This is a genomic window from Georgenia thermotolerans, from assembly GCF_009193185.1.
Classification (GTDB): domain Bacteria; phylum Actinomycetota; class Actinomycetes; order Actinomycetales; family Actinomycetaceae; genus Georgenia; species Georgenia thermotolerans.
The window spans coordinates 23,788-49,589 of the sequence record NZ_VUKF01000036.1; the positions used below are offsets into that span (position 1 = coordinate 23,788).

Consider the following 25,802-nt stretch of genomic DNA (forward strand, 5'->3'; position numbering starts at 1 on the left):
CCTCGGTCGTCAACTCGCGACGGGGCGGAGCGTGCGGGGGCTACCGTCCCGTCATGGACGCCGCTCCCCCGCCGTGGGAACCGCCGCTCGCCGGCACCGAGGTCGAGCACCTGCTCGGCGCCCTGGACCGGCTGCGCATGACGTTCCGGTGGAAGGCGGACGGCCTCGACGCGGCCGGGCTCCAGGCTCGCGTCGGGGCGTCCGCGCTCACCCTCGGCGGCCTGCTCAAGCACCTCGCGGTCGTGGAGGACAACCTCTTCACCGCCAAGCTGCGCGGGGAGCGCCTGGGCGAGCCGTGGGCGACGCTCTGGGACGGCGACGACGACTGGCCGTTCACCTCCGCCGCCGACGACCCGCCCGAGCGGCTCTACGCCTTCTGGGACGAGGCGGTCGACCGGTCGCACGACCGCCTCGCCGCGGCCCTGGCCGAGGGCGGGCCGGACCAGCTCGTGCACGTGGCCGACGGCGCCGGCCACCACGCCAGCCTGCGCCGGCTCCTGTGCGACCTCCTCGAGGAGTACGGACGGCACACCGGGCACGCCGACCTCATCCGCGAGGCCGTCGACGGCCGCGTCGGGGAGGACCCGCCGGAGGAGTGGCGGCCCGTGAGCGGGCCGGCGGCGGACGCGCCGTGGCCCCCACGGCGCACCGTCACGCGTCGGTGAGGTCGACGGTGATCAGCCGCGCCCCGGTGAGGTCGAGGCGCAGCCGCCCGTCGGCGGAGCCGAAGCGCAGCACCACGCCGCTGCAGCTCGGGCAGCGCACCACCAGCGCCGGGGCGTCGGCGTAGAGCAGGTGCGCGGCCAGCGGCGCCGCCGAGCCGCACCCGGCGCAGGTGGCCACGGCCGCGGCCAGGTCCACCGTGAACAGCTCGGCCAGCGGGCCGGCCGCCGCGTTGCCGTCGAGGCGGCGCTCCTGGGGGTCCTCGTCCATCACTGTCCTCCGGTCGCTCCGAACCGCTCGGTCCGCACCTGCGCGGGCTCGTGGCCCAGCGCGAGCAGCTCGCGGGCCACCGCCTCGACGAACCCGGTCGGCCCGCACACCAGCACCCGGGGGCGGGCCGCCGCGGGCAGCGCGTGCGCGGCCAGCATCGCCCGGTCCACCCGGCCGGTGGGCCCGGCCCAGCCCGCCGGGGCGCCGCGGGTCAGGGTGAGGACCACCTGCGCGCCGGCGCCGGGCTCGGCCAGCTCCTCGCGGCCGATGACGTCCTCCAGCGTGCGGGCGGAGTAGAGCAGCCGGACCTCCCCGCCGGCGCCCCGCTGCCGGCGGGCGGCGAGCATGCTGAGGAAGGGCACGACACCCGAGCCGCCCGCGACGAGCTGGACGGCGGCGGCGTCGTCGGGCCAGACGAAGTACCCGCCGATCGGGCCGCGCAGCTCGACCAGGTCGCCGGGGACCAGGACGTCGGTGAGGTAGGGCGAGACCTCGCCGTCGTCGAGGCGCTCGACGACGAGCTCGACGTGCCCGGCCCGCGGGGCGGAGGCGATGGAGTAGCTGCGCTGGGCGGTGTAGCCGTCCTCCGCCGTCAGCCGCACGTCGAGGTGCTGGCCGGGCACGTGCCCGGGCCAGTCGGGCGGCGCGAGGCCGAGGCGCCAGGCCCGGGCGCTCTCGCGCCGGGTGCCGCTCACCTCGGCCCGCTGCCAGGTCAGTCGCCGGCGTACCGCTGCTCGCGCCATGGGTCCCCGCGGTTGTGGTAGCCGAACGTCTCCCAGAACCCCGGCGCGTCGCGCAGGGTGAGGGTCAGCCCGCGCACCCACTTCGCCGACTTCCAGAAGTACAGGTGGGGCACGAGCAGCCGGGCCGGGCCGCCGTGCTGGGGGTCCAGGGGCGCGCCGTCGAAGGTGTCGACCACCCACGCCCGCCCGCCGCGCAGGTCCGCCAGCGGCAGGTTGGTGGTGTAGCCGCCGTCGCAGAAGGCGACGGCGAACTCGGCCGGGGTGTCGACGCCGTCGAGCAGGGTGTCCACCGACACGCCCTCCCAGCGGGTGTCGAGCTTCGACCAGCTCGTCACGCAGTGGATGTCGACGGTGGGGGCCGCGCGCGGGAGGTCGCGGAACTCCTCCCAGGTCCACCGGCGCAGGTGGTCCACCTCGCCGCGGAGCGTGAAGTCCCACTCCTCCAGCGGGGTGTGGGGCGTCGGCCCGGCGGAGAGCACCGGGAAGCCCTCGCCGACGTCGTACTGCCCCGGCGGGAGGCGGCCGGGCGGGCCGGCGCGCCGGCGGCCGGTGAAGCCGCGCGAGACGAAGGACATGGCCGCCCCCTACGACGTGCCGAGCACCTTGATGGCCGTGCTCCAGGTGTTGCCCAGCCCGGCCTGCATCGTCATCTGGAGGAAGCCGAGCGCCTCGAGCTCGTGGGCGCGGCGCAGCGGCCCGGCGTCGAGGGCCCGCAGCCCCGCCGACTCGACGAGGTCGGTCACGGCGGCCTTGGCGTCCTCGTCGTCGGCGGCGACGAAGACGTCGAGGAGGTGGCCGTCCACCTCCCCCGCCGTCAGCGGCCCGGCGAGGGTGGTGTTGAAGGCCTTGACCACCCGCGAGCCGGGCAGCTTCTTCTGGATCTCCTCGGCGGCCGAGGAGGTCGGCGGGGTGACGAGGCCGTCGAAGGTCTCGGTGTCGACCGGGTTGGTGATGTCGACGACGACCTTGTCCTCCAGCTCGGGCCCGTAGTCCTTGATCACGCTCATCACCGGTTGGTAGTACAGCGCGAGGACGACGACGTCGCCGGTGAGCGTCTCGCCCAGCTGGGCCGCCGTGGCGTTGCCGCCGAGCTCCTGCGCGAGGGCCTCGGCGTGCCCGCGGTCGCGGTCGACGATCTGGATCTCGTGGTGGCCGGCCGCCGCCCTGGTGGCGATCGCCCGGCCCATGTTCCCCGTGCCGATGATGCTGATCTTCATCGCCGCCCCTCCTCCCGGCGCCGCCCCGTCGCGTCGCCTCGGGAGCCATGATGCGTCCGCGCGGGCGCTCCGGCATCCCCCGGAGGACGGCACCGGCCCGCGCCGCGCGATGGTGCGCGGCGCGGGCCGGTGGCGCCGCCGTCCGGAGGTGGCGTCAGGCTCCGTCCGGAAGTGGCGTCAGACGCGGCCGGAGGTGGCGTCAGGCGCCGATGATCTTGACGGCGGTGCTCCAGGTGTTGCCGAGCTGGCCCTGGACGGCCATGTGCAGGAACCCGACGCCCTCGAGCTGGTGGGCGCGCTTGAGCGGGCCGGCGTCGATGGCGCGCATCCCGGCGGACTCCACCAGGGCGGCGACGGCGTCCTTGGCCTCGGCGTCGTCGGCGGCCAGGGCGACGTCGAGCTTCTCGCCGGCGACCTGACCGGCGACGAGGGTGCCGGCGAAGACGATGTTGAAGCCCTTGACGACCTTGGAGGCCGGGATGGCCTTCTGGATCTCCTGGGCGGCCGAGGAGTCGTCCGGGGTGACGAGGCGGTCGAAGGTGGCGAAGTCGACGGGGTTGGAGATGTCGACGACGACCTTGCCGGCGAGGTCGTCGCGGCGCTCCCCGGCGACGGCGAGGTTCGCGTCGTAGGGCAGGGCGAGGACGACGATCTCGCCGGTGATCGGGGCGGTCTGGGCGCCGGAGGTGGCGCCACCGAGCTCGCCGGCGAGGGCGGCGGCCTTGGCCTCGTCGCGGGCGAGGACCTGGACGTCGTGCCCGGCGGCGAGGGCGCGGGTGGCGATGCCGCGGGCCATGTTGCCCGCGCCGATGATGGTGATGGCGGTCATCTTGCTGCTCCTTGAGGTGCTGGACGACGGCGCCGGGGTCGGCGTCGGGGTGGTCTCCGAGGCCGGGGTGGCCTCGGGAGCGGGCGCCGCGGGGGTCTTCCCGCGGCGGAAGCGGTCGAACAGGCCCATGGGTCTCTCCTGTCGGAAGGTGCGGATGGTGCAGCCGGCGCCGAGAAGCCCGGCGGCCGTACGCGCCCGCCGGCCCTCACCGATTGCTTGAACCGACAACTAAGACGGTAGACCCATGAACTTGAAGCGTCAACCACTTGCGCCGGCGCGCACCCTTCCGGCCCGCGAGGCCCGTCGGCGTCGGCTCGAGAGGCCCGTCGGCGCCGGCCCGCGAGGCTCGTCGGCGCCGGCCGACGAGGCCTGCCGGCACCCGTCGACTTGCGCCCGTCCACCACTCTTTTGTTTGAATCGTCAATTTTCCGGGCGGTAGACTGCCGGCCATGGACGAGACGACCCAGTGGCTGACGGCGGAGCAGGAGTCTGCCTGGCGGTCGCTCATGGCGGCGATCCTGCTGCTCCCCGGCGCCCTGGACGCCCAGCTGCAGCGCGACGCCGAGCTCACGCACGCCGGGTACGCCGCGATGTCCGCGCTCTCCGAGGCGCCCGGGCGGGCCATCCGGATGAGCGAGCTGGCGCACATGGCCAGCCTGAGCATGTCACGCCTGTCCCACCTCGTGGACCGCCTCGAGCAGCGCGGCTGGGTCAAGCGCGAGCCCGTCCCGGGCGACCGGCGCAGCACCATGGCGGTGCTCACCGACGAGGGCTGGCAGAAGGTGGTCGCCACCGCGCCCGGGCACGTCGACCTCGTGCGCTCGCTCATCTTCGAGGACCTCTCCCCGGCCCAGACGCGCCAGCTCAAGGCGATCTTCGACAAGATCGTGCCGAAGCTGGACCCCGAGAACCGGCTGCGCTCCTGCGGAGCGGCCCGCGCGGGCAAGGAGGCCGCCCCGGCGACGGACTGATTCCCGCCGGGAGATCGCGGCCCTCACGCCTCGTCAGCGGCTAGCGTGGTGATGCTGCCGGCCCTCACCGCCGAGTCGACGAGCCGGTCGCACGACGTCCCCGTCGTCCGAGCCAGGACGGCACCTCGCCACCCGCTGCCGAGCGAAACGGACCAGAGCCGTGGAACGTGTCACCGCCGACGACGGCACCCCGCTCGTCCTCGAACGCCATGGCGACCCGGTGCCCGGCCGGCCGCCGGTCGTTCTGCTCACCCCGGCCCTCGCCGACCGCACGGACCTCGTGGCCCTCGCCGAGGCGCTCGCGCCCAGCGGCCTGACCGTCGGCTACGACCGGCGCGGTCGCGGCGGCAGCGGGGACAACGCCGACGCCCTCGACGGCGCGGTGGCCCGCGAGCTGGCGGACCTGCGGGCGGTCATCGCGGCCGTCGGCGGCCCGGTGGTCCTGCTCGGGCACTCCTCGGGCGCCATCCTCGGGGCCGTGGCCGCCGCGGCCGGCCTGCCCGTGGCGGCCGTCGTGATGTTCGAGCCGCCGTTCCTCCCCCACCCCGGCGCCCGGGGGCTCCCTGCCGACCTGCCCCAGCGGCTGTGGGACCTCGCCACGGAGGGCCGCGGGGACGAGGCGGTCGCGCTGTTCCAGACCGGCGCCGTGGGGCTCCCCGCGGAGATGGTGGCGCAGTTCCGGCAGTCGCCGGGCTGGGGTCGCATGACGGCGATGGCCCGGTCGCTCGCCTACGACACGGCGGTGACGTCGGAGCACGAGGACCCGGCCGACCTCGCGGCCGGCCTGACGGTGCCCGTCCTCGTCCTCGCCGGGCGGGGCACGTGGCCCGAGCTGGCCGAGTCGGCCCGGCGTGCCGCCGAGGCCCTCGGCGCCGAGCACCGCACGGTCGAGGGCGACCACCACGCGCTCGTCCCGGCGGCGGTGGCGCCGGTGGTGACCGACTTCGTCGACCGCATCGTCGCGGGACAGCTCCCCCAGCGCCCGTGACCACCTACGCCATCGTCCACGGGGCCGGCGGCAGCGGCTGGGAGTGGCACCGGGTGGCCGCCGAGCTGCAGACCCGTGGGCACCACGTCATCGCGCCGGACCTGCCGTGCGAGGACGACGACGCCGGGCTCGCCGCCTACACGGACACCGTCGTGGACGCCGTGGAGGAAGCGGGGGTGGCGCGCGACCGGCTCGTGGTGGTCGGTCACTCGCTCGGCGGCTTCACCGCGCCCCTGGTCGCCGCCCGGCTGGGCGCCCAGCACCTCGTGCTGGCCGCCGCCATGGTGCCCCGGCCGGGTGAGACCGGGAGCGAGTGGTGGGAGGCCTCCGGGTACCAGGCGGCGACGCGGGCCGCGACGGCGGGCACGGCGGACGATGCCGGCGGGCCGGACGGCCCGCGGGCCACGGATGGCGAGCCCGGCACCTGCGCTGACGATGTCGAACCCGAACCCGGCGCCCCGGCTGACGACGGCGAGCCTGAGCCCGACGCGTGGCTGATGGAGACCTTCTTCCACGACGTCGATCCGCAGCTGGCGGCCGAGGCCCTGCGCCGCACCCGGGACCAGACCATGGCCGTGATGTCCGACCCCTGGCCGCTGGCCGCCTGGCCCGACGTGGCGACGTCGTACGTGCTCTTCCGCGACGACCGGTTCTTCCCCGCCGCCTTCCTGCGGGCGATGGTTCGCGAGCGCCTCGGTCTCACGGCCGCCGAGGTGCCGGGTGGCCACTGCGCCTACCTGTCCCGCCCTGCGGAGCTGGCCGGCTGGCTCGCCGCCGCGCCCTCCTGACTCCCCGCCCGCCCCGCCGCCGGCGCACGACCGCACCCTCCGACCGGCCCGCCGCTGTGCCCGCCGGCTGAGAATCGGGACGCCGCCGCACCCCCGCCGTGCCACATGGCGAGATTCTCCGTCCCGCGCGCGGCACCGCCCTGACCGGCGACGACATGATCCCCACCGATGCACGTCGCGCCCGGCGCCGTGCCCGGCGTCCGGAGGTGACCATGACCGCCAGCGTGCTCACGCCCCCCGCGGCCGAGGAGCGCACCTCCACGATGCGCGCCCTGGAGGTCCGGTTCGAGCGCACCGAGAAGACCTTCCGCAGCGGCGGCGTCGCCCGCACCGTGCTCACCGACGTCTCCTTCGCCGTCGCCCCCGGCGAGGTCGTCGCCATCCTGGGCCCCAGCGGCTGCGGCAAGTCCACGCTGCTGCGCATCGCCGCGGGGCTGGAGACGGCGAGCGGCGGCGCCGTGAGCGTCGACGGCACGCCCGTGAACGGGATCGACGCCCGCTGCGCCGTCGCCTTCCAGGAGCCCCGGCTGCTGCCGTGGCGCACCCTGCGCGACAACGTCGCCCTCGGCCTGCCCCGCGGCACCGGCCGGCGGGCCGGCGCCGCCGTCGTCGACCGCCTCCTCGAGCTCGTCGGCCTCGCCGGCCACGCCGGCCACCGGCCGCGGGAGGTCTCCGGCGGCATGGCGCAGCGCGCCTCGCTGGCCCGCGCCCTGGCCCGCACCCCCGGTGTCCTGCTCCTCGACGAGCCGTTCGGTGCCCTCGACGCCCTCACCCGCCTGAAGATGCAGGACCTGCTGCTCGACGTCCACGCCGCCGAGCCGACCACGGTCCTGCTCGTCACCCACGACGTCGACGAGGCGCTCCAGCTCGCCGACGGCGTCCTCGTCCTCGGCCGGGACGACGCCGCGGGGCCGGCCGGCGTCCGCTCCGTGGTCACCGTCCCCGGCGCCCGGCCGCGCGACCGGTCCTCGGCGGCACTCGCCGCGCTGCGCGGCGACCTTCTCGCCGCCCTCGGCGTCGAGCGCGCCCACCACTGACCCACCACCACTGATCCGCCGACGGCGCCGCACCGGCGCCGTCGACCGCCGCGCGGTGCCACCGCGCGGCCCTCTCCCACCAGAAAGGTCCACCCGTGTCCCGCACCCGCACCGTGTCCGCCGTCGCCGCCCTCGCCGCCGCCGGCGCCATGATGGCGGGCTGCTCCGCCGGGGAGGACGCCAAGGCATCCGGGACCACGACCAAGGCCCAGACCCTCGAGATCGACTACGCCACCTACAACCCGCTGTCGCTGGTCATCAAGGACAAGGGCTGGCTGGAGCAGGCCCTCGGCGAGGACGTCAAGGTCACCTGGGTCTTCTCGGCCGGGTCGAACAAGGCCAACGAGTCCCTGCGCGCCGGCGCTGTCGACGTCGGCTCCACCGCCGGCTCCGCGGCGCTGCTCGCCCGGTCCAACGGCAGCCCCATCCAGGTCATCGACCTGTACTCCCAGCCGGAGTGGTCCGCGCTGGTCACCCGGCCGGACTCCGGCGTCGCCAGCGTCGCCGACCTCGCCGGCAGGTCGGTCGCGGCCACCAAGGGCACCGACCCCTACTTCGTGCTCCTCCAGGCCCTCGACGAGGCCGGCGTCGCCCCGGGCGACGTCACCGTCCAGAACCTCCAGCACGCCGACGGCCGCCGCGCCCTGGACAACGGCGACGTCGACGCCTGGGCCGGCCTCGACCCGATCATGGCCGACGCCGAGCGCGGCGGGGACGTGCTGTTCTACCGCAACATCGACTTCAACACCTACGGCTTCCTCAACGCCACCGAGGACTTCCTGACGAACCAGCCCGAGGTGGCCCAGACCGTCGTCGACGTCTACGAGCACGCCCGCCAGTGGGCGCTGGAGCACCCGGAGGAGACGGCGCAGATCCTCGCCACCGAGGCCGACATCGACCCCGAGGTCGCCACGGCCGTGCTCGAGCGCACCCACCTCGACATCGACAACGTCCCGGGCCAGAAGCAGCTGGACGTCCTGCGCGGCATCGGCCCGTTCTTCGTCGCCAACGGCGACGTGGCGAACCAGCAGCAGGTCGACGACGCCCTCGAGACGATCGTCCACCCCGACCTGGCCGAGCAGGCCGACCCGGCCCGCGTCGCGGGCGCGCTGGAGGAGCAGTGAGCGGGGCGGGGCGCGAGACGGTCGTCGCCGGCACCGGGATCGGGACCTTCGCCACCGGCGCCTCGGCGGTCGCCGGCCCGGGCACCGGCCCGGGCACCGGCCCGGGCACCGGCCCGGGCACCGGCCCGGGCACCGGGGCCGAGCCCGGCTCCCCCGCCGCCCCGGACGCCGCGCGCCGTCCGGGCCGCGGCCTCGGCGCGCTGGCCGGGCTCGTCCTGCCCGCGGTGCTCGTCGCCGCCTGGCACGTGCTGTCCACCGCCGGGGTGTTCAGCGCGGTCGAGCTGCCCGCCCCGCTGCGGGTCCTCGAGGCCGGCGCGGACCTGCTCGCCCGCGGCGAGCTGTGGACCCACGTGCAGATCTCCACCCAGCGGGTGCTGCTCGGCTTCGCCGTCGGCGGCTCCCTCGGCCTGGCCCTCGGGGCCCTGCTGGGCCTGTCCCGCCGGGCCGAGGTGCTCCTCGGCCCGACCGTCGGCGCCTTCCGTGCCGTGCCGTCGCTGGCGTGGGTGCCGCTGCTGCTCATCTGGGTCGGCATCGGCGAGGACTCCAAGGTCACCCTCGTGGCCATCGGCGCCTTCTTCCCGGTGTTCACCACCGTCTCCGGGGCCCTGCGCCACGTCGACCGCCACCTCGTCGAGGCCGGCCGCGCCTTCGGCCTGCGCGGGCTGTCCCTGCTCACCACGGTGCAGCTGCCCGCCGTCCTGCCCGCGATCATCTCGGGCCTGCGCCTGGCCCTGGCCCAGGGCTGGCTCTTCCTCGTGGCCGCCGAGCTCATCGCCGCGTCGATGGGCCTGGGCTTCCTCCTCACCGACTCCCAGAACAACGGCCGCACCGACCGCCTGCTCCTCGCGATCGTGCTGCTGGCCGTGCTCGGCAAGCTCTCCGACGCCGTCCTCGGCGTCTTCGAGCGCTGGGCGATCACGAAGTGGGCCTGACCATGACCACCACCATCAGCGCACCCGCCCCGAACCCCGCCCTCGTCTCCGACGAGGCCCGCATCGACTTCTGGGCCCGCCAGGCCGGCCGCCTGGACTGGGCCACCCCGTGGCACACCACCCACCGCTGGCAGCCGCCCGCCGCCGTCGGCACCGAGCCCGACGGCACCGTCCGCTGGAGCGTGCCGGAGATCGGCTGGTTCGAGGGCGGCACCCTCAACGTCGCCTACAACTGCGTCGACCGCCACGTCGAGGCCGGCCGCGGGGACCACATCGCCCTGTACGTCGAGGGCGAGCCGGGCGACCGGCGCACCTACACCTACGCCGAGCTCCAGCGGGAGGTCTCCCGCGCCGCCAACGCCCTGCTCAGCCTGGGCGTGGAGGCCGGCGACCGGGTGGTCCTCTACCTGCCGGTCATCCCCGAGACGGTGATCATCACCCTCGCCTGCGCCCGCATCGGCGCCGTGCACTCCCTCGTCTTCGGCGGCTTCTCCGCCGAGGCGCTGCGCTTCCGGGTCGAGGACACCGGCGCCAAGGTGCTCGTCACCACCGACGGGCAGTTCCGCCGCGGGGCCGCCGTGCCGGTCAAGGCCGCCGCCGACGAGGCGGTCTCCGGCGAGAACGCCATCGAGCACGTGCTGGTCGTGCGCCGCACCGGCGAGACCGACGTCCCGTGGACCCCCGGCCGGGACATCTGGTGGCACGACCTGCTCGCCGGCCAGAGCGACGTCCACGTCCCCCGGGCCTTCGACGCCGAGACGCCGCTGTTCATCATCTACACCTCCGGCACCACCGGGCGGCCCAAGGGCCTGGTGCACACGATGGGCGGCTACCTGGTCCAGGCGGCCTACACCCACGCCCTGCTCTTCGACCTGCTGCCCGAGACGACCGGCGAGGACGGCGTGGCCCGCCCCGACGAGCTCGCCGCCGTCAACGACCCGGCCAAGGTCGAGAGCACCGTCCACTGGTGCACCGCCGACCTGGCCTGGGTCACCGCCCACACGTACGAGATCTACGGGCCGCTGGCCAACGGCGTCTCCGAGGTCATCTACGAGGGCACGCCGACCACCCCGCACCCGGGCCGGCACTTCGAGATCATCGAGCGCTACGGGGTGACCACCTACTACACCGCCCCCACGCTGGTGCGCTCGCTCATGGCCGCCTTCCCCGACGGCGTCCCGGCCACCTACGACCTGTCCTCCGTCCGGCTCCTCGGGTCCGTCGGCGAGGCGATCAACCCCGAGGCGTGGCGGTGGCTGCGCGCCCAGGTCGGCCGCGGCACCGCCCCGGTGGTGGACACGTGGTGGCAGTCCGAGACGGGCGCGACGATCCTGTCGCCGCGCCCCGGCGATGCCCAGTTCGACGACGGCGCCACCGCCAAGCCCGGCTGCGCCACCCGGCCGGTGCCCGGGGTCAGCGTGCGGGTGGTCGCCGAGGACGGCGCCGACCTCGCCCCCGGCGAGCACGGCCTCGCCGTCGTCGACAAGATCGGCCCGTCGATGGCCCGCACCGTGTGGGGCGACCCCCAGCGCTACCTCGACTCCTACTGGCGCGCCTTCGCCGAGCAGGGCTGGTTCCTCGCCGGCGACGGCGCGAAGGTCGACGCCGACGGCGACATCTGGATCCTTGGCCGGGTCGACGACGTCATCAACGTCTCCGGCCACCGCCTGTCCACCATCGAGATCGAGTCTGCGCTCGTGGCCCACCCGTGGGTCGTCGAGGCGGGCGTGGCCCCGACGGCGGACGCGCGCACCGGGCACGCCATCACCGCGTTCGTCGTCCTGCACGACGGCGTGCCCCTCGCCGACGTCACGCCCGTGCTGCGGGCCCACGTCAGCCACGAGATCGGCCCCATCGCCAAGCCCGCGCACGTCGCGGTCGTCCCGGACCTGCCCAAGACCCGCTCCGGGAAGATCATGCGGCGCCTCCTCACCCAGCTCTTCGAGGGCACCGAGCTGGGCGACACCACCTCCCTGCAGAACGCGCCCGCCATCCCTGCCATCGCCGACGCGGTGGCCAGCTGGAAGGACAACTCATGACCACCATCGACTACGCGACCCCGCTGAAGTTCGCGTACTGGGTCCCCAACGTCTCGGGCGGCCTGGTCGTCTCCACCATCGAGCAGCGCACCAGCTGGGACTACGACTACAACGCCACCCTCGCCCGCATCGCCGAGGACAGCGGCTTCGAGTACGCCCTGACCCAGACCCGCTACGCGGCCAGCTACGGCGCGGACAAGCAGCACGAGGCGACGAGCTTCTCCCTGGCCCTGCTGCTGGCCACCCAGCGGCTGAAGGTCATCGCCGCCGTCCACCCCGGGATGTGGCACCCCGGGGTGCTGGCGAAGTTCATCATCACCGCCGACCAGCTCTCCCACGGCCGCACCGCGGTGAACATCGTCTCCGGCTGGCTCAAGGACGAGTTCACGGGCTTCGGCCTGCCGTGGCTCGAGCACGACGAGCGGTACGTGCGCACCGAGGAGTTCATCCGGGTGCTGCGCGGGCTGTGGACCGAGCAGGGCTACTCCCAGTCCGGGAAGTACTACGACATCACCGACTTCACGCTCAACCCGCCGCCGGTGGCCGTGCCGGGCCGACCCCACCCGGAGATCTTCTTCGGCGGCAACTCCACCGCCGCCCAGCGCGCCGCCGGCCGCACCGCCGACTGGTACTTCTCCAACGGCCGCGACCTCGAGGGGTTCAAGGAGAACATCGCCGGCGTCACCCGGGCGGCCGCCGAGGCCGGCCGCCACCCGCGCTTCGGCCTCAACGGGTTCGTCATCGCCCGCGACAGCGAGCGCGAGGCCCGCGAGACCCTGCGCGAGATCGTCGCCAAGGCGCACCGGCCCGCCGTCGAGGGCTTCGCCTCGGCCGTCAAGGAGGCCGGGCAGGCCACCCAGGACGGCAAGGGCATGTGGGAGGACTCCACCTTCGAGGACCTCGTGCAGTACAACGACGGCTTCCGCACCCAGCTCATCGGCACCCCCGAGCAGATCGCCGAGCGGATCGTCGCCTACAAGGCGATCGGGGTGAACCTCTTCCTCACCTGCTACCTGCACTTCCAGGAGGAGATCGTCGCGTTCGGCCGCGACGTCCTGCCGATCGTCCGCGAGCTCGAGGCCGACCTGGCCCGCCAGCACGGCACCGAGCTCGACACCGACCTGCTGCCCGCCGTCGACCTCGACCGCGCCGCAGCGGCCGTGACCACCACCCCGGCGGGCACCGCGCCCGCAACCCCCGCGGGTGCCGCGCCCGCGACTCCCACCTCGATCCTGACGGAGGTCAGCGCCCGATGAGTGAGCGCCAGTTCGGGTTCCGCACCCGCGCCCTGCACGCCGGCGGCACGCCCGACGCCGAGCACGGCGCGCGGGCGGTGCCCATCTACCAGTCGACGTCGTTCGTGTTCAACAACGCCGACGACGCCGCCAACCTCTTCGCGCTGCAGAAGTACGGCAACATCTACTCGCGCATCTCCAACCCCACCGTCGCCGCGCTCGAGGAGCGGGTGGCCTCGCTGGAGGGCGGCATCGGGGCGGTGGCGACGTCGTCGGGCATGGCCGCGGAGTTCATTACCTTCGCCGCGCTGGTCCAGGCCGGCGACCACATCGTCGCCTCCGCCCAGCTCTACGGCGGCACGGTCACCCAGCTCGACGTGACGCTGCGCCGCTTCGGGGTGGAGACGACGTTCGTGCCCGGCACCGACCCGGCCGACTTCGCCGCCGCGCTGCGCCCGGAGACCAAGGCGATCTACACCGAGATCGTGGCCAACCCGTCCGGGGAGGTCGCCGACCTGGAGGGGCTGGCCGCCGTCGCGCACGGCGCCGGCGTCCCGCTGGTCGTCGACGCCACGCTGTCCACGCCGTACCTCATCCGGCCGTTCGAGCACGGCGCGGACATCGTCATCCACTCGGCCACGAAGTTCCTCGGCGGGCACGGCACCACCCTGGGCGGCGTCGTCGTCGAGTCCGGCCGGTTCGACTGGGGCAACGGCAACTTCCCGACGATGACCGAGCCGGTCCCCTCCTACGGCAACATCTCCTGGTGGGGGAACTTCGGCGAGTACGGCTTCCTCACCAAGCTGCGCTCGGAGCAGCTGCGCGACATCGGGCCCTCGCTGTCCCCGCAGGCGGCGTTCCAGCTGCTGCAGGGCATCGAGACCCTCCCCCAGCGCATGGACGCCCACCTGGCCAACGCGGCGCAGGTGGCGGCCTGGCTCGACGCCGACCCCCGGGTCGCCTACGTCAACTACGCCGGCCTGCCCTCGCACCCGCACCACGAGCGGGCGCGCAGGTACCTCCCGCTGGGCGTCGGATCCGTCTTCGCCTTCGGCGTGGCCGCGCCCGACGGGCAGGACGCGCGGGCGGTGGGCGAGCGGTTCATCGAGTCGCTGCAGCTGGCCAGCCACCTGGCCAACGTCGGCGATGCCAAGACCCTCGTGCTGCACCCAGGCTCGACGACGCACCGGCAGCTGAGCACCGAGCAGCTCGACGCCGCGGGGGTGCGTGGGGACCTCATCCGGCTCTCCGTCGGCCTGGAGGACCTCGAGGACATCCTGTGGGACCTCGACCAGGCCCTGACCCGGGCCACCGGGCGCACCCGCGACGGCGCGCCGGCCGACGTCGTCGCCGAGTGGGACGCCGCGGGCGCCCCCGACGCTCCCGGCGACGCCGGGATCCCGGCCGGCCCGGCCGCTGATGCCACCGTCCCGGCCGGCGCCTCCGTCCCGGCCGGCGTCGCATCCATCCAGGCGGGCGCCGCCTGCACCATCGAAGGAGCCCGCGCATGACCGCCACCGCCGAGCGCACCTGGGTGGGGCCCTCCGCCCCCGAACGGCTCGCCATCCTGCGCCGCACCCGCTCGATCGCCATCGTCGGGGCGTCGGACAAGCCCTCCCGCGCCTCGTACTTCGTGGCGACCTACCTGCTCTCCTCCACCCCGTACCGGGTGTACTTCGTCAACCCGGTGGCCAAGGAGATCCTGGGCCGGCCCGTCTACCCCTCGCTGGCGGACCTGCCCGAGGCGCCCGACCTCGTCGACGTCTTCCGCCGCCACGACGACCTGCCGCAGGTGCTGGAGGAGACCGTCGCCGTCGGGGCCAAGACCCTGTGGCTGCAGCTGGGGTCCTGGCACGAGGATGTCGCCCGCGGCGCCGAGGCGGCGGGCCTGGAGGTGGTCATGGACCGCTGCGTGAAGATCGAGCACGCCCGCTTCCACGGTGGCCTGCACCTGGCGGGCTTCAACACCGGGGTGATCTCCTCGCGGCGCCAGGTCCGCGCCTGACACCGCTGCGTTCTGCCCTGGCCGGCCCCGGCGCCCGTGCGGCGCCGGGGCCGGTCTGGCTGTGCCGGCCGGTGCCCGAGGCGCGCCGCTCACGACGCGCGCCGCTCACGACGCGCGCCACGCACGACGCGCGTTGCGGCCCCGCCGCGACGCTTCCGGCCTCGATCCTGCTTGTGGCGTCACTTCCGTCAGGCATAGCCGGACGAAAGTGACGCCACTGTGCCGACCGCCGCCTGACGACGTCCCCGCGATGCCCCGGCGCCGAGCTGCCGCCGTCGGCCACGTGGCGTCCCCCCGCCCGGTCCACCGGGTCTCCACGAGGCCGGGACGCCAGCCGCACGCCCAAAACCGCGACCTTTCGCGCAAATCGTCCCGATTCCGGTGGCACCGCCGGGGCCCGCCGGGTTGACTGGGACGAGGTACCGGCGTCGAGAGGAGCGTACGATGCGCGCGATCTGGAAGGGGTCGATCAGCTTCGGCCTGGTCAACGTGCCCATCAAGCTCTTCAGCGCCACGGAGAGCCACGACGTCGAGCTGCACCAGGTGCACAACGCCGACGGTGGCCGCATCCGCTACCAGCGCCGTTGCGAGGTGTGCGGCAAGGTCATCGACTACGGGGACATCGCCAAGGCCTTCGACGACGGCGACCGCACCGTGATCCTCACCGCGGAGGACTTCGACGCGCTGCCGGTGGAGAAGTCCCGCGAGATCAGCGTGCTGGAGTTCGTCCCCTCGGACCAGCTCGACCCGATCATGTTCCAGAAGCCGTACTACCTGGCGCCGGACTCGAAGTCGACGAAGTCGTACGTGCTGCTGCGCCGCACCCTCGAGGAGACCGACCGCACGGCGATCGTGAACTTCACCCTGCGGGAGAAGACCCGCCTGGGAGCGCTGCGGGTGCGCGGGGACGTCCTCGTGCTGCAGTCGCTGCTGTGGGAGGACGAGGTCCGCCAGGCGGACTTCCCCGAGCTCGAGCAGAGCGTCAAGCTCAGCTCGAAGGAGATGGAGATGGCGGCCGCCCTGGTCTCCAGCTTCGAGTCCGACTTCAACCCCGACGAGTTCGAGGACGAGTACCAGGTCGAGCTGCGCCAGCTCGTCCAGGCCAAGCTCGAGCAGGGCGAGGCGGTCGACACGGAGAAGACCTTCGGCGAGACCGGCGAGGAGGAGGGCGGCGAGGTGCTCGACCTCATGGAGGCCCTGCGCCGCTCCGTGGAGGCCTCGCGCAGCCGCAAGTCGGGAGGCCGGCGCACGGGCACCGACGACGAGGCCCCCGCAGAGGCGCCGGCGGACGAGGCCGACGAGGCTGACGAGGAGAAGCCCGCGCGCAAGAGCACCGGGACGAGGCGGCCCGCCCGGAAGAGCGCCGAGGAGAAGGCGACGGCGGCCGAGAAGGCCCCGGCGCGGAAGACCGCCGAGAAGACGTCGGCACGCCAGACCGCCGAGAAGGCACCCGCCCGGAAGGCGCCGACGCGGCGAAGCACCGCGACGCGGGCGAGCGGGGAGGGGGCGGAGGAGAAGCCCGCCGCGAAGAAGACGACGACCCGCACCAAGAAGGCGCCGGCCAAGAAGACCGCCTGAGCGGCAGCTGGCCGTTTGGAGGCGGCGTTCAGCCCTCGTCGGCCGGCGCGGCCGCCCGCAGCTTCTCGAGCAGCGGCCCGGCGGCCTCGTCGAGGAACGCCTGCTGGCCCTCGTCACCGATCTGGACCAGGGCGATGTCGGTGAACCCGGCCTCCCAGAACGCGGAGACCGCCTCCACCACCGCGTCCAGGTCGGGCCCGCACGGGATGGAGGCGGCCACGTCCTCCGGCCGGACGAACTGCGTAGCGTCCTTGAAGGACCGGGTGGTGGGCAGGTCCGCGTTGACGCCCCACCCGCCGCCGAACCACCGGAACGTCCGGTGCGCGCGCTCGACCGCGGCGTCGGCGTCGCGGTCCCAGCAGATGGGGATCTGGCCGAGCGCCCGGGACGCGGGGAGGTCGGCGTCGGCGCGCAGCTGACGCCACAGCTTCAGCGGCTCCGCCTTCGGCTCGGTGCTGATGAGGTGGTCGGCCATGTCGGAGAACCGGTGCACCGACTGCTCCCCGGACACGGCGACGCCGATCTCCACCGGGCTCTCGGGCAGGTCCCACAGCTGCGCCGAGTCCACCCGGAAGTGGTCGCCGTCAAAGGTGAGGTGGTCGCCGTCGAGCAGGTGGCGAATGATGACGAGCGCCTCCTCGAGCATGTCGTGGCGCTCCCCCACCGCCGGCCAGCGCTCGCCGACCACGTGCTCGTTGAGGTTCTCCCCCGCGCCCAGGCCGAGGACGAACCGCTCGTCGGAGAGCACCGCCAGGGTGGCCGCCTTCTGGGCGACGACGGCGGGGTGGTAGCGCATGGTCGGGCACGTCACGTAGGTCATGAGCTCGACGCGCTCGGTGGCCTGCGCGACCGCCCCGAGCACCGTCCAGGCGTAGGGCGAGTGTCCCATCTCGTCGAGCCAGGGGAAGTAGTGGTCGGAGGAGACCTCGAAGTCGAAGCCGGCGCGCTCGGCGCCGACGGCGTAGCTGACGAGCTCCTTCGGCCCGCTCTGCTCGGTCATGAGCGTGTACCCGAATCGCACCATGCCTCCCAGGCTGACACGGGCCTCGGGGAGCGGCACCCCGGGCCTCGCGACCCGCCCGCGCAGACGTGGCGCTCTCCCTTGTGCGCCCGCCGGTAGGGGTCCACCCCGGGCCCCGACGTCCGGGGGCGTCCCGGGCGGCGTCGTCCCGTTGGGCGTCGTCCGAGGCGGCGTCGTCCGGGGCCGGCGTCGCCCGGCGCCGGCGGCCCCGTCCCCGATTTCCGGACGACGGCGGGCGGGCTCGCTGCCACACTGCGACCATGGGCTTCGTCCTCTGGATCCTCGCCGCGGTCAGCTACGTCGTCGGCGTCGTCGTGCTCGTCGCGATCGTGCGCCGCTTGCTCGGGGTGCGGGTGTCGTTCCTGCGTTCCGCGGTCGCGGCCGTCGTGGCGCTCCTTATCGCCAGGCCCCTGCTCGACTCCCTGGTCGACGAGCCGGTGGCCGCCAGCGACCCCTCCGGCGCCGCCACGACGGAGGTCCTGCTCTACCTCGCCCTGCTCACGGTGTTCGCGTTCGTCGTGGCCATGGTGCTGCTGGTGATCGCCGAGGTGCTGGTCCCGGACGGCTCGGTCCCCGGCCCGCTGGACCTGTGGCGCAGCTGGCGCGCCCGGCTCAGCCGCTCGGGGCGCTACGTCGAGATCCTGCAGATCGCCACCCGTCACGGCCTGGCACGGTTCCTGCGCGGGCGGCGCCACCTGGCGCTCGGCACGGGCGCCGAACGTCGGGAGCTGGCCCGGGCGCTGCGCCGGGCGCTGGAGGACGGCGGGGTCACCTTCGTCAAGCTCGGCCAGCAGCTCTCCACCCGCCACGACCTGCTGCCCGCCGAGTTCATCGCCGAGCTCGCGCAGCTGCAGGACGGCGCCGCCCCGATCCCGTGGGAGCAGGTCCGCGACCAGATCCGGCGCGAGACCGGGCGGGACCCGGAGGAGCTCTTCGCCGACGTCGACCCCACGCCCCTCGCCTCGGCCTCCATCGCGCAGGTCCACGCCGCGCGGCTGCGCACCGGCGAGCGCGTCGTCGTCAAGGTGCAGCGGCCCGAGATCGCCCACGACGTCGACCGCGACCTCGACATCGTGTGCCGGCTGGCGGCCACGCTCGACGCCCGCACCGACTGGGGCCCGGCGCTCGGCGTGCGCGAGCTTGCCGCCGGCTTCGCGGCCGCCCTGCGCGAGGAGCTCGACTTCCGCATCGAACGGGACAACATGCTCGGCGTCGCCGCCGGGCTGGCCGACGGCAACGGCGGGCACATCCGCGTGCCCATCCCTGTCGCCCCGCTCAGCGGGAGCCAGGTGCTGGTCATGGAGCGGCTCGACGGCGTCCCCCTCGGCGCGGCTCAGCAGGTGCTCGCCCGGTTCGATGAGCAGGAGCGCCGGCGCATCGCCGACACCCTGCTCCAGACCGTCGTCGACCAGCTGCTGCAGACCGGGATCTTCCACGTCGATCTCCACCCGGGCAACGTCCTCGTCGGCGCGGACGGCAGCCTGGGCATGCTCGACCTCGGCTCCGTGGGCCGGCTGGGCGCGAAGACCCGCCGGGCGATGGGCCAGTTCCTCGCCGCCATCGGCACCGGTGACTCGATGGCGGCGACCGACGCGCTCCTCGAGCTCGTCGAGCGGCCCGAGGACGTGGACGAGCGCGGCCTCGAGCAGGCCCTGGGCGTGCTCATCCTCCGGTTCACGGCCGGCGGCGGCGTCGACGGCGCCGCCGCGTTCACCTCGCTGTTCGGCCTCATCAACGACTTCCGCCTGGGGGTGCCGCCCGAGGTCGCGGCCGTGTTCCGCGCCATGGCCACGCTCGAGGGCACGCTGCGCGCCATCGACCCCGGCTACGACCTGGTCACCGAAGCCAAGGCGATGGGCCGCAAGCGGATGACGGCGATGCTCGGCCCGACCCAGCTCAAGGAGACGATGGAGCAGGAGCTCGGTGCGCTGCTGCCCATCCTCCGGCGCCTGCCGCACCGGGTGGACCGCATCGCCGACGCCGTCGAGCACGGGCGCCTGAGCGCCAACGTGCGCCTGTTCGCCGACGCCCGCGACCGGCGCATCGTCACCAACCTCGTCCATCGCACGCTCCTGACGGTGCTGGCCGCGACGGCGGGAATGATGTCCGTCGTCCTGTTCACCATCAAGGGCGGCCCGATGGTGACGGCGGACGCGAGCCTCTACACGGTGCTCGGCACCACCCTGTTCCTCGTGTCCGTGGTGCTCGTGCTGCGGGTCCTCATCATCGTGCTGCGCCGCGAGGAACCCTGACCCCCGTTGTCCACACCTGTGGCCGACCTGCTGGCCGGCGTCACCGCCGCCCGATACGTTGGGGATCATCGTCGAACATAGTTTCGAGCACGTCGATGGCGACGGGAGGTGTGGGCACCGTGTCGGGTCCTGCGTCCTCCCCCAGCGTGGCCGCAATGCTCGACGACGTCGGCACCCTCCTGGGCGACCTGCACGCCGTCGACCTCCAAGGCCTGCCGTCCCAGGCACTGCTCGATACCGTCGGTCGCATCGAGACGCTGCAGCGCCAGCTCGAGGGGCTGAACGCCAAGGCCCTCGCGGCGGCCGAGGCCGACGGGCTCTGGGCCACCACCGGCGCGCGATCGTTCGCCGCCTGGTACCGCAACGTCAGCGGCCGGCACACCAGCACCGCCCGGCGGCAGGTGCGCCAGGCCCGCGTGCTGCGCGATCGGCTCCCGGCCACGGCGAAGGCGCTGGCGGGCGGTGAGATCGGGCCGGACCACGTCGCCGCCCTGATCCGGCACACGACGAACAGCCCCCTCCGCCGGGACCAGCTCGGCGACGACGAGATGGGCGAGGAGTTCCTCGTGGCGCGCGCCAAGGAGCTCGACGCCGGGGACTTCACCCAGATCGTGAGGCACTGGGCGGTCAGGACCGATCCCGACGCCGCGGACCGGGCGTGGAAGGACGACGGCGACCGCGCCGAGCTCACCATCGCGGAGACCACCGGCGGCTACCACCTGGCGGGGTGGCTGTCGAAGATCGACGGGATGGCACTGGTGACGGCCCTCGACGCGCGCGTGGGCGTGCCGGCCGCGGACGATACCCGCACCGTCGCACAGCGCCGCGCCGGGGCCCTGGGCTCCCTCGTTCGCCTCGCCCTGGACGGCGGCACACTCAAGCCCGGGGCCCGGATCCGTCCGCACCTGGCGGTCCACGTGCCCATCGACACCCTGCTGCGCATGGTCGTCGCCTCGAGGCCCGCCGACTGCGACGAGGCGCCGAGCGACCCGGGGGCCCCCTTCGGCGGCGGCTCCTTGGAGACGCAGCCGCTCGACGTCATCCCCGCCGCGCTGGACCCCGAGGTTCTCGCCGGCGCCGAGCCGGCCACGCTCGAGGACGGCACGCCGATCCCGCACGCCGAGCTGGCCCGGCTGGCCTGCCAGAGCCAGCTCCACCGCGTGGTCTTCGGCCCCGACTCCGAGGTTCTCGACCTCGGGCGGGAGGAGCGGCTCTACACCGCCGCCCAGGCGCGGGCCATCATCGCCCGGGACCGGCGATGTCAGTACCCCGGCTGTGACGCCCCGCCGTACGAGGGCGAGATCCACCACAGCCTGTACTGGTACGCGCACGACGGGCCCACCGACGTCGGCAAGGGCGTGCTGCTCTGCTGGTACCACCACGACTACGTGCACCTGCACCGCATCGCGATCCACCGTTTCCTCGACCGCTGGCGCTTCGTGCGCACCGACGGCAGCGTCATCGGCGAGACCGGCGTCGCCGCCTGAGACACCCCCTCGTCACCGGGTTCCCGCCACGGGCTCGGGGCAACAGCGCCCGGCCAGGGCCGCGCGTCGGTCCCTCCCTGCCGAGGCCGTGCGTCCGGCCACGCCACGGGTCGCGCGTCCGTCTCCTCCCCTGCCGGAGGGGACGGACGCGCGCGTCGTGGTGTGCTCAGGCGACGGGCACGGCCGCGAGCTGGCCGCCCGGGCGCGCGCCGGTGGTCGTCCGCCGCCGAGCGGCGCCGACCCCGGCGCCCTGGCCATCAGCGGCCGGCCGCGCGGCGGGACGCTGCGCCGTCGGCGCGTTCGCCACGGTCTCCTCCGCGACGAGGCCGCGGGCGCGCAGCTCGGGCAGCACCCCGCGCAGCAGGCCCACGACGTCGGCGGGCAGCGACCCGGGCAGGACGACGAACCCGTCGGCCGCCCCGGCCTGCACCCAGGTCTGGATGAGGTCGGCGACGTCGCCCGGGGTGCCCACCGCGCTGAGCGCGTCCCGCCACGGCGCGTCCTCGCCGTCGATGTCGGCGACGAGCTCGGCCCGCGCCTCGGCGCTGGCGCGGTCGGCGGAGATCACCGCGTGCAGGTCGACGAGCACGCGCACGTTCTCGCGGCCCGCGGCCCGGGCGGCGGCGCGGACGGCGTAGCGCAGCTCGCGCGCCCACTCGAGGTCCTGCTCGCGGATGCGCACGACGTCGGCGAAGGACCCGGCGACCTCCACCTCGGACTCGGTGCTCACCGGCACGCAGACGCGGGGGCGCGCGGCCTTCGGGGCGCCCGCCCGACGCGGGAGCGTGCCGGTCACACCCGAGAGGGTGCGCGCCAGCGCGTCGGTGTCGCCGTTGTGGTCGGAGACCTGCAGACCCGCCCAGGCCCCGCCGGTCGCGCTGATCTGCGCGAGCTCGCCGGCGACGAGGGACAGGTCGGCGCCGCGCACCGGGACGCTGGGCACGAGGCCCGCGGCCGCGTGGGGGCTGATGCGGCGGGCGGCGACCACCGGGTCGAGCCAGGAGTCACGCCGCACGACGCGGTCGCTGCGCAGGCGGAACTGCTCGCCGAGGGAGACGAAGGAGACGCCGCCGCGGTGGGCGGAGCGCGTGTAGGAGGCCAGGCGGGCCAGGTCGGCCTTCTCGACGGGCAGGTCGGCGGAGAAGCCGTCGGTCGCGCCGCTCACGCCGAGACCGGTGAGGTCGAGGCCGATGGTGGCCGTGGCGGCAGACGGTCGGGCGTTGCGGGTAGGCAGCAGGGAGACAGACATGGGTGCACATCCAGAGGTGTCGTCGCGCGAGGCGCGGAAAGCAGGAAGGAGACCCGCCCGGCCGGTCCCAGGCCGCGGTGTGTCACGCACCCGGCGAGGGGGCTCTGGGGCAGGGGTGATGCGTCGGCGCAACTCAGCGCCGGGGCATCGCGGGGAACGTCGTCAGGCGGACATTCGCGAACGACAGCACATGGACATGCACATGGAGCGGCGAGGCGAGAGAGCGATCTGCCTGGGGCTCGGGTGCGTGTTCATCGTCGTTCTGGTTCCTTCGTGCTCATGCACCTGGAGGTGCCGTGCGTTGCCCCACGCGGACCGTGGGGCCAGGTCATCACCCGGGGCACCCCCAGCACGTGGGGGGTTGCCGACCAGCAAGCCGGGGCTTAGCGCACGTGGTGCGCACTGGTGCTCTGAACCTCGTGATCGAACCTAGGCGAGGCGTAGTTCAGGTGTCAACAATCCGGACCGCGCGTCTCGCGAGGTGGTCGAACGCCTGGTCAGGGCCGGCGCCTGTCGCCGTCAGCGCCGCCGGCGCGGCCGCACCTGCGCCAGGTCGTCGCGGTGGACGACGGCGCGCGGGTGCTGGTCGAAGTCGTCGACGAACTGATGGCTGGACTTGCCCATGATGTGCGGGATCTCGGCGGCGCCGTAGGCGGTCAGCCCGCGCGCGACGACGCCGTCGGGGCCCACCAGCTCCACGACGTCGCCGGCCTCGAAGTCGCCGTCGACGCCGACGACGCCCGCGGCCAGCAGGGACCGCTTGCCGTCGGTCACGGCGCGCGCCGCGCCGGCGTCGAGGTGCAGCCGGCCGCGCACCTGCGCCGCGTGCGCCAGCCAGAGCCGGCGGGCGGACTTGCGGCGCCCGGTGGCCGCGAACCAGGTGCCCACCTCCTCCCCCGCGAGCGCGGGCGCGATGTTGGCGGCGGAGGTGAGCACCACCGGGATGCCCGCGCCGGTGGCGATGGAGGCGGCGTCGAGCTTGGTGATCATGCCGCCGGTGCCGATGTCGCTGCCGCGCCCGGTCACCTCCACCCCGGCGAGGTCGGCGCCGGCGCGCACCTCCCGGATCAGGCGGGTGCCGGGCCGGGAGGGCGGCCCGTCGTAGAGGCCGTCGACGTCGGTGAGCAGCACGAGCGCGTCGGCGCGGACCAGGTGGGAGACGAGCGCGGCGAGCCGGTCGTTGTCGCCGAAGCGGATCTCGTCGGTGGCCACCGTGTCGTTCTCGTTGACGATCGGCACGACGCCGAGGGTGAGCAGCCGCTCGAGCGCCCGCTGGGCGTTGGCGTAGTTGGTGCGGCGGATGAGGTCCTCGGCGGTGAGCAGCACCTGCCCCACCCGGCGGCCGTGGTAGGCGAACGCCTCGGTGTAGCGCGCCACCAGCAGGCCCTGCCCGACGCTGGCGGTGGCCTGCGCCGTCGCCAGGTCCTTGGGCTTGCCCGGCAGACCGAGCGGCATGATGCCCGCCGCGATGGCCCCGGAGGAGACGAGGACGACCTGCTGCCCGGCGGCGCGCCGGTCGGCCAGCACCTGCACGAGGTGGTGGACGGCGGACAGGTCCAGGCGCCCGTCCGGGGCCGTGAGCGAGGACGACCCCACCTTCACGACGATCCGCTCGGCGGTGGGCAGCTCGGTACGGCTGGTCAGCGGCAGGTTCACGGCCCTCATCATCCCGCACCCGCGGCGCGGTCCGCGCCGGGCGTCCACGGCGCGCGCCCGCTTCGCCGCGCAACACTTGTCCCCCTCCGGCCCCCGGGGAAGAATCGGCCCGACAGCAGCCAGGCGGTCGTCGCGCGGTAGCCGGCGAGGGAGACGGACCGATCGGTGGCCGCGACGCGGGGCCGACGGCACCCGCGGGCGGACCCAGGGGCGGTGGTCGCCGTGAGCACGTCAGCATCCGGGCCGATGCTCGAGGCCCTGACCCGGCGCGTGGGCGGCGCGGTGTACCTGCCCGGCGACCCGGACTACGAGCAGGCCCGCCGGGTCTGGAACGGCATGGTCGACCGGCGCCCGGTCGCCGTGGTCCGCGCCGCCACCGCGGGCGACATCGGCGCCGTCGTCGAGTTCGCCAAGGAGGCCGGCCTGCCGCTGGCCGTGCGCGGCGGCGGGCACGGCGTCGCCGGCAACGGCACGGTCGACGACGGCATCGTCCTGGACCTGGGCAGCCTCAACTTCGTCAGCGTCGACCCCGCGTCCCGCACGGTCCACGCCGAGCCCGGCGCCACGATCGCCGACGTCGACGCCGCCACCTCCGTCCACGACCTCGCCGTGCCCCTCGGCGTGGTCTCGATGACCGGCGTCGCCGGGCTCACGCTCGGCGGCGGCATCGGCTGGCTGACCCGCGCCCACGGGCTGAGCATCGACAACCTCCTGGCCGCCGACGTCGTCACGGCCGGCGGCGGGACGCTGCACGCCAGCGCCGAGGAGAACCCCGAGCTGTTCTGGGGCATCCGCGGCGGGGGCGGCAACTTCGGCGTCGTCTCCTCCTTCACGTTCCTGGCCCACCCGCTGCCGCACGAGCTCTTCGCCGGAAACCTCGTCTACGGCGAGGACCGCTGGCTCGACGCGCTGCTGGCCTGGGAGGAGTGGACCCGCGACCTGCCCGACCTCATGCAGTCCATCGTGACCTTCCTCGTGCCGCCGCCCGCCTGGGAGCTCGGCTCCGTCCCGCTGATGCTCGTCGGCTTCGCCTGGGCGGGCGCGGATCGCGCGGAGGGCGCCCGGGTGCTGGAACCGCTGCGCGCGGCGGTCACGCCGGACGCCGAGGTCGTCGAGCCGACGGCGTGGACCGCCTGGCAGTCGGCCGCGGACGAGCTGTTCCCGCGCGGCTCGCGCGCCTACTGGAAGAACACCTCCTTCGACCGGATGGACGACGAGGTCGTGGAGACCCTCGTCCTCCGGGCCGCCGAGCAGCGCTGGCGCGGCACCGCCTTCGACATCCACCACATGGGCGGTGCCTACGGCCGCGTGCCCGAGGACGCCACCGCCTTCCCCACCCGCCGCGCCCGGTTCTGGCTCAACGTCTACGGCTACTGGCAGGACGCCGCCGACGACGACGCCCGCGTGGCCTTCGTCCGGGGCCTGGCCGCAGACATGGAGCCGTTCGCGACCGGCGGGACCTACACGAACTTCCTGGGCGCCGAGGCCGCGGGGCCCCCGGGAGAGCACCGGGTGCAGGCGGTCGAGCGCCGCGCGCAGGCCGCGACGGTGTGGGGCCCGGACAAGCTCGAGCGCCTGACCGCGCTCAAGCGCCGGTACGACCCGGGCAACCTCTTTCACCTCAACCACAACATCCCGCCGGCGTAGGGGCGCGCCGGGCCGCGCGGCCGCCGGGCCTCGCGGGCGTCGGGCCGCGCGGGCGTCGGGCCGCGCGGGCG

General features: G+C 74.5%; 23 protein-coding genes and 1 riboswitch. Of the genes, 15 read left to right on the forward strand and 8 right to left on the reverse strand.

Translation table 11 applies throughout. From position 1 onward, the window contains the following. The first annotated feature begins 53 nt into the window (after window positions 1–53). Entirely contained in the window at window positions 54–665 is a 612-nt protein-coding gene (locus GD970_RS15735; protein WP_152203851.1) for a mycothiol transferase, read from the forward strand. Here the strand turns inward: GD970_RS15735 and GD970_RS15740 are convergent. The 5 genes from GD970_RS15740 to GD970_RS15760 all read right to left on the reverse strand — a co-directional run bounded on the left by GD970_RS15740 (window position 652) and on the right by GD970_RS15760 (window position 3,851). Next, window positions 652–933 carry a DUF6510 family protein gene (locus tag GD970_RS15740; protein ID WP_152203852.1) on the reverse strand — a complete coding sequence of 94 codons (282 nt, stop codon included), beginning with the start codon at window positions 931–933 and terminating at the stop codon, window positions 652–654. The genes GD970_RS15735 and GD970_RS15740 overlap by 14 nt on opposite strands. Next, entirely contained in the window at window positions 933–1,676 is a 744-nt protein-coding gene (locus tag GD970_RS15745; protein WP_152203853.1) for a ferredoxin reductase, read from the reverse strand. Before GD970_RS15745 ends, GD970_RS15740 begins: the two co-directional genes overlap by 1 nt. After that, window positions 1,646–2,251 carry a molybdopterin-dependent oxidoreductase gene (locus GD970_RS15750; RefSeq protein WP_152203854.1) on the reverse strand — a complete coding sequence of 202 codons (606 nt, stop codon included), beginning with the start codon at window positions 2,249–2,251 and terminating at the stop codon, window positions 1,646–1,648. Before GD970_RS15750 ends, GD970_RS15745 begins: the two co-directional genes overlap by 31 nt. Window positions 2,252–2,260: 9 nt before the next feature. Continuing rightward, window positions 2,261–2,893 (reverse strand): NADPH-dependent F420 reductase, encoded by a 633-nt coding sequence (locus tag GD970_RS15755; protein WP_152203855.1) that lies wholly within the window; start codon window positions 2,891–2,893, stop codon window positions 2,261–2,263. A 199-nt stretch (window positions 2,894–3,092) separates the two neighbouring features. Then, window positions 3,093–3,851 (reverse strand): NADPH-dependent F420 reductase, encoded by a 759-nt coding sequence (locus GD970_RS15760; protein ID WP_226925387.1) that lies wholly within the window; start codon window positions 3,849–3,851, stop codon window positions 3,093–3,095. Between the two features lie 320 nt (window positions 3,852–4,171). Between GD970_RS15760 and GD970_RS15765 the strand changes: the two genes are divergently transcribed. The 11 genes from GD970_RS15765 to ku all read left to right on the forward strand — a co-directional run bounded on the left by GD970_RS15765 (window position 4,172) and on the right by ku (window position 16,419). Continuing rightward, window positions 4,172–4,693, forward strand: coding sequence for a MarR family winged helix-turn-helix transcriptional regulator (locus tag GD970_RS15765; protein WP_152203856.1), 522 nt, complete (start codon window positions 4,172–4,174; stop codon window positions 4,691–4,693). A gap of 160 nt (window positions 4,694–4,853) precedes the next feature. Beyond that, window positions 4,854–5,681 (forward strand): alpha/beta fold hydrolase, encoded by an 828-nt coding sequence (locus GD970_RS15770; RefSeq protein WP_152203857.1) that lies wholly within the window; start codon window positions 4,854–4,856, stop codon window positions 5,679–5,681. Then, complete coding sequence (locus tag GD970_RS15775) at window positions 5,678–6,469, forward strand: alpha/beta hydrolase family protein (RefSeq protein ID WP_152203858.1); 792 nt, start codon at window positions 5,678–5,680, stop codon at window positions 6,467–6,469. Before GD970_RS15770 ends, GD970_RS15775 begins: the two co-directional genes overlap by 4 nt. Window positions 6,470–6,681: 212 nt before the next feature. Continuing rightward, window positions 6,682–7,506 (forward strand): ABC transporter ATP-binding protein, encoded by an 825-nt coding sequence (locus tag GD970_RS15780; RefSeq protein WP_152203859.1) that lies wholly within the window; start codon window positions 6,682–6,684, stop codon window positions 7,504–7,506. Between the two features lie 95 nt (window positions 7,507–7,601). Beyond that, window positions 7,602–8,630 (forward strand): aliphatic sulfonate ABC transporter substrate-binding protein, encoded by a 1,029-nt coding sequence (locus GD970_RS15785; RefSeq protein WP_405002587.1) that lies wholly within the window; start codon window positions 7,602–7,604, stop codon window positions 8,628–8,630. Next, window positions 8,627–9,562 carry an ABC transporter permease gene (locus GD970_RS15790; protein ID WP_226925388.1) on the forward strand — a complete coding sequence of 312 codons (936 nt, stop codon included), beginning with the start codon at window positions 8,627–8,629 and terminating at the stop codon, window positions 9,560–9,562. Before GD970_RS15785 ends, GD970_RS15790 begins: the two co-directional genes overlap by 4 nt. A 2-nt stretch (window positions 9,563–9,564) precedes the next feature. Further along, entirely contained in the window at window positions 9,565–11,601 is a 2,037-nt protein-coding gene (locus GD970_RS15795) for an AMP-binding protein (RefSeq protein ID WP_152203860.1), read from the forward strand. After that, window positions 11,598–12,857 carry a dimethylsulfone monooxygenase SfnG gene (gene sfnG / locus GD970_RS15800; protein ID WP_152203861.1) on the forward strand — a complete coding sequence of 420 codons (1,260 nt, stop codon included), beginning with the start codon at window positions 11,598–11,600 and terminating at the stop codon, window positions 12,855–12,857. Before GD970_RS15795 ends, sfnG begins: the two co-directional genes overlap by 4 nt. Continuing rightward, window positions 12,854–14,347: an O-acetylhomoserine aminocarboxypropyltransferase/cysteine synthase family protein gene (locus GD970_RS15805; protein WP_152203862.1), complete on the forward strand. Its 1,494-nt coding sequence runs from the start codon at window positions 12,854–12,856 to the stop codon at window positions 14,345–14,347. The genes sfnG and GD970_RS15805 overlap by 4 nt, the downstream gene beginning before the upstream one ends. Then, complete coding sequence (locus GD970_RS15810; protein ID WP_152203863.1) at window positions 14,344–14,841, forward strand: CoA-binding protein; 498 nt, start codon at window positions 14,344–14,346, stop codon at window positions 14,839–14,841. Before GD970_RS15805 ends, GD970_RS15810 begins: the two co-directional genes overlap by 4 nt. 444 nt (window positions 14,842–15,285) lie before the next feature. Continuing rightward, a complete protein-coding gene (gene ku / locus GD970_RS15815; protein WP_152203864.1) occupies window positions 15,286–16,419 on the forward strand; it encodes a non-homologous end joining protein Ku in 1,134 nt (377 codons plus the stop codon). A 28-nt stretch (window positions 16,420–16,447) separates the two neighbouring features. Here the strand turns inward: ku and GD970_RS15820 are convergent, their stop codons facing one another. Continuing rightward, window positions 16,448–17,443, reverse strand: coding sequence for a TIGR03557 family F420-dependent LLM class oxidoreductase (locus GD970_RS15820; protein WP_152203865.1), 996 nt, complete (start codon window positions 17,441–17,443; stop codon window positions 16,448–16,450). 257 nt (window positions 17,444–17,700) lie between these two features. Between GD970_RS15820 and GD970_RS15825 the strand changes: the two genes are divergently transcribed. Together GD970_RS15825 and GD970_RS15830 are read left to right on the forward strand one after the other, a co-directional pair. Then, on the forward strand, window positions 17,701–19,692 hold the full coding sequence (locus GD970_RS15825) for an ABC1 kinase family protein (RefSeq protein ID WP_152203866.1): 1,992 nt from the start codon (window positions 17,701–17,703) through the stop codon (window positions 19,690–19,692). 155 nt (window positions 19,693–19,847) lie between these two features. Then, complete coding sequence (locus GD970_RS15830; RefSeq protein WP_170297294.1) at window positions 19,848–21,179, forward strand: HNH endonuclease signature motif containing protein; 1,332 nt, start codon at window positions 19,848–19,850, stop codon at window positions 21,177–21,179. Window positions 21,180–21,345: 166 nt separating this feature from the next. Here GD970_RS15830 and GD970_RS15835 read toward each other — a convergent pair whose 3' ends face one another. Both GD970_RS15835 and proB read right to left on the reverse strand, forming a co-directional pair. Next, window positions 21,346–22,428 carry an LLM class oxidoreductase gene (locus GD970_RS15835; protein WP_152203868.1) on the reverse strand — a complete coding sequence of 361 codons (1,083 nt, stop codon included), beginning with the start codon at window positions 22,426–22,428 and terminating at the stop codon, window positions 21,346–21,348. 291 nt (window positions 22,429–22,719) lie between these two features. Continuing rightward, window positions 22,720–22,845, reverse strand: a riboswitch (SAM riboswitch). Between the two features lie 102 nt (window positions 22,846–22,947). Next, on the reverse strand, window positions 22,948–24,093 hold the full coding sequence (gene proB / locus GD970_RS15840; RefSeq protein ID WP_152203869.1) for a glutamate 5-kinase: 1,146 nt from the start codon (window positions 24,091–24,093) through the stop codon (window positions 22,948–22,950). 213 nt (window positions 24,094–24,306) lie between these two features. Between proB and GD970_RS15845 the strand changes: the two genes are divergently transcribed. Then, window positions 24,307–25,731 carry an FAD-binding oxidoreductase gene (locus tag GD970_RS15845; RefSeq protein ID WP_226925389.1) on the forward strand — a complete coding sequence of 475 codons (1,425 nt, stop codon included), beginning with the start codon at window positions 24,307–24,309 and terminating at the stop codon, window positions 25,729–25,731. The last annotated feature ends 71 nt before the right edge of the window (window positions 25,732–25,802 follow it).